Here is a 3,265-nt window from a genome sequence, read left to right on the forward strand (position 1 = left end):
TGCCCAGCAGCGGCCTGTCGTGCAGGCCGGCCAGGGCCACCACGCGCAGGCGTTCGGCGCGAATGCCGCCGCGCAGCTCGACGTCGGCGCGCATCACCTCGCCCGTCACCACGCCGCCGGCGGTGCTCGACTGCACCGTGCCGATCGCCTCCAGCCGCAGCTCGCGCGCCAGCGCGGCCGGGATGGCGGTGCCGGTGGCACCCGTGTCGACCAGGAAGTCGACCGCACGGCCCTCGATGAAGCCCGGCCAGTGGTAGTGGCCGTCGGGCCCGCGGCGGATCTCGATCAGCTCGTCGGCCACCGTGAAGCGCAGCTGCTGCGCGCGGTGCTGCCACCACTGGATGCCGAGGAACAAGGTCAGGCCGATCAGCAGCCAGACGGTGGTGATCTTGAAGGTGCGCGGCAGCTCAGAGCTCATCCCGCTACGATGCCACGACCATGAAAGCCCTGTTCCACCTCGCCTACCATGTGACCGACCTCGACGCCGCGCGCCGCTTCTATGGTGGCGTGCTCGGCTGCCGCGAAGGCCGCAGCACCGACACCTGGGTCGACTTCGACTTCTTCGGCCACCAGATCTCGCTGCACCTGGGCGAACCGTTCGCCACCACGAACACCGGCCGCGTCGGCGACAAGCTGGTGCCCATGCCGCACCTGGGCCTGGTGCTGCAGCGCGCCGACTGGCAGGCGCTGGCCGATCGCCTGCGCGCCGCCGGCACCGAGTTCGTGCTGGAGCCGCAGCTGCGCTTTCCCGGCCAGCCGGGAGAGCAGTGGACCATGTTCTTCCGCGACCCGAGCGGCAACCCGATCGAGGTCAAGGGCTTCGAGTCGCTGGACCAGACCTACGAGACCTGAACGTCAGCCGGCCGTCGGCGCCACTTTCTGCTCGATGGCACCGAACAGGCTCTGCCCATCGGCGCCCTTCATCTCGATGCGGATGGTGTCGCCGTAGCGCATGAACTCGGTCTTCGGCGCGCCGCTCTCGATCGTCTCGATGGCGCGCTTCTCGGCAATGCAGCTGTAGCCGCGCGACCAGTCCTTGTTGCTCACCGTGCCGCTGCCGACGATGCTGCCGGCGCGCACGTTGCGCGTCTTGCCGATGTGCGCGATCAGCTGGCCGAAGTGGAAGGTCATCTCCTCGCCGGCGCTGCACAGGCCGACGCGCTTGCCGTTCCACACCGACTCCAGGTTCAGGTGCACCCGCCCGCCCTGCCAGGCGGCGCCGAGCTCGTCGGGCGTGCAGGCCACCGGGCTGAAGGCGGTGGCCGGCTTGCTCTGGAAGAAGCCGAAGCCCTTGGCCAGCTCGGCGGGGATCAGGTTGCGCAACGAGACGTCGTTGGCCAGCATCAGCAGGCGGATGCCCTCCAGCGCGGCGTCGGGCGTGCAGCCCATGGGCACGTCGCCGGTGATCACCGCGACCTCGGCCTCGAAGTCGATGCCGAACTCCTCGCTGGGCACCACGATGTCGTCGGTGGGGCCGAGGAAGTCGTCGCTGCCGCCCTGGTACATCAGCGGGTCGGTGTAGAAGCTCTCCGGCACCTCGGCGCCGCGCGCCTTGCGCACCAGTTCCACGTGGTTGATGAAGGCCGAGCCGTCGGCCCACTGGAAGGCGCGTGGCAGTGGCGCCATGCACTTCTGCGCCTCGAAGGCGAAGGCATGGCGCGCTTTGCCATGGTTGAGCGTCTGGTACAGGTCCTCCAGCTGCGGGCTGAGGAAGTTCCAGTCGTCCAGCACCTGCTGCAGTCGCGTGGCGATGCCGCTGGCATAGTGCGCGGTCGAGAGGTCGCGCGAGACCACGACGAGCTGGCCGTCGCGCGATCCATCCTTGTAGGTGGCGAGTTTCATGCGGTGGGCGGAAACGGGAAGCAGGAAAGGGGCGATTGTCGATGCTGTCGGCCGGGCTTGAGCCGCGCCACCGCGGCGCCTTCGCCGCGCTGGCGTCGCTGACCCTGGCCGCGCACCTGCTGCTGCTCGGCGGCGTGGAGTTCGCCGTGCCGGTGGCCGAGCCGCCGCCGACCAGTGCCGTGCTGGTGCGCACGTTGCCCGCGCCGCAGCTGGCCCGTGCCGAACCGCCGCCCGCGGCCCCGGCAGCGGCCGCCCAGCCCGCGCGCCAACCGGTACCGCCGCCGCGGCCTCGGCGCGAGGCGGCTGCGGCGGTGCCCGCGGCGCAGCCGGTGGTCGACCCGGCCGACCTGCCCGCGCCGCCCTCGGAGCCGGTGCTCGACGTGCCGCCGCTGGTGCAAGGCGCGCCCCCGCCCGAGCCTGCGGCCTCGGCTCCGATGCAGGCCGAAGCTGCGTCGCCCGCGCCGGCCGCCTCGGCTGCGAGCGATGCCGAAGGCGCCCCGCCGCCGCTGTACGCCACGCAGCTGCCGCCGCCGCTGACACTCCGCTACGAACTGCGCCGAGGCCGCCTGAGCGGCAGCGGCGACCTGCACTGGCGCCCCGAGGCCGGCCGCTACGGCCTGCGGCTGGAAGGGTCGGTGATGGGGCTGAACGTGCTGACGCAGGACAGCAGCGGGGCGCTCGATGCCCACGGCCTCGTCCCCGAACGCTTCACCGACCAGCGCGCCCGCCGCCCGATGGTGGCGGCGAACTTCGAGCGCGAGGCCGGCCGCATCCGCTTCTCCGGCCCCTCGCACGAGGTGCCCTGGCAGCCCGGCGTGCAGGACCGGCTGAGCTGGATGGTGCAACTGGCCGCAGTGGCGCAGGCCGAGCCGCAGCGGCTGGCCGCCGGCGAGCGCATCGTGCTGCAGGTGGTCGGCGCGCGCGGCGACGCCTCCACCTGGGCCTTCCGCAGCCTCGGCCCCGAGACGCTGACGCTGTTCGCCGAGCCCATCGAGACGGTGCGCCTGCTGCGCGAGCCGCGCCACCCCTACGACACCCGCGTCGAGGTGTGGCTGGACCCGGCGCGTCACCACCTGCCGGTGCGCGCCGCGATGGGCAGCGGCGACGAAGACCGGCTGGAGCTGCGCCTGCGCGAGCTCGTCCCCTGAACGCGGGCCCGCCTCCGGCCGTGACGTCTTGAAGTCCGACCGGCCCGGCCCCATGTCGGGATCAGGAGAGTCCCCCATGCAGATGCTCTACAACTCCGACAGTTTCGCCGTCGTCTCGTTCGATGTTCCCGCGCCGCAGGGCGAAGGGACGCTGAACCGCGGCGGCTACGAGATCGTCGACAAGTTCGCGCGCAAGGAGATCTTCATCCAGGGCGCGCTGGCCGAGAGCTTCAAGCAGGGCGTTCAGGCCCTGATCGAGACCGGCCCTTCGGAGG

General features: G+C 71.9%; 5 protein-coding genes. 3 read left to right on the plus strand and 2 right to left on the minus strand.

From position 1 onward, the window contains the following. Positions 1-418, minus strand: a 418-nt coding sequence (locus tag AB7U92_RS24475; protein ID WP_428583034.1) for a retropepsin-like aspartic protease family protein, incomplete at its 3' end; no start/stop codon positions are given. Between the two features lie 20 nt (positions 419-438). Here AB7U92_RS24475 and AB7U92_RS24480 point away from each other — a divergent pair. Continuing rightward, complete coding sequence (locus AB7U92_RS24480; protein ID WP_428583036.1) at positions 439-852, plus strand: VOC family protein; 414 nt, start codon at positions 439-441, stop codon at positions 850-852. Positions 853-855: 3 nt separating this feature from the next. On the opposite strand, the gene AB7U92_RS24485 is transcribed toward AB7U92_RS24480, so the two are convergent. Beyond that, positions 856-1,842, minus strand: a complete 987-nt coding sequence (locus AB7U92_RS24485) for a fumarylacetoacetate hydrolase family protein (RefSeq protein WP_428583038.1) — start codon at positions 1,840-1,842, stop codon at positions 856-858. A 41-nt stretch (positions 1,843-1,883) separates the two neighbouring features. On the opposite strand from AB7U92_RS24485, the gene AB7U92_RS24490 reads away from it, so the two are divergent. Together AB7U92_RS24490 and AB7U92_RS24495 are read left to right on the plus strand one after the other, a co-directional pair. Further along, positions 1,884-2,990: a DUF3108 domain-containing protein gene (locus AB7U92_RS24490; protein ID WP_428583042.1), complete on the plus strand. Its 1,107-nt coding sequence runs from the start codon at positions 1,884-1,886 to the stop codon at positions 2,988-2,990. 76 nt (positions 2,991-3,066) lie between these two features. Further along, on the plus strand, positions 3,067-3,265 hold a 199-nt coding region (locus AB7U92_RS24495), incomplete at its 3' end, for a BTH_I0359 family protein (protein WP_428583040.1).

Origin of the sequence: Piscinibacter sp., assembly GCF_050175855.1 — a bacterium.
GTDB lineage: Bacteria > Pseudomonadota > Gammaproteobacteria > Burkholderiales > Burkholderiaceae_C > Piscinibacter.

Bases quoted from the DNA above. Each gene is read 5' to 3' on its own strand.
- AB7U92_RS24480 (WP_428583036.1), top strand. From the start codon at position 439: ATGAAAGCCCTGTTCCACCTCGCCTACCATGTGACCGACCTCGACGCC.
- AB7U92_RS24485 (WP_428583038.1), bottom strand. From the start codon at position 1,842: ATGAAACTCGCCACCTACAAGGATGGATCGCGCGACGGCCAGCTCGTC.
- AB7U92_RS24490 (WP_428583042.1), top strand. From the start codon at position 1,884: ATGCTGTCGGCCGGGCTTGAGCCGCGCCACCGCGGCGCCTTCGCCGCG.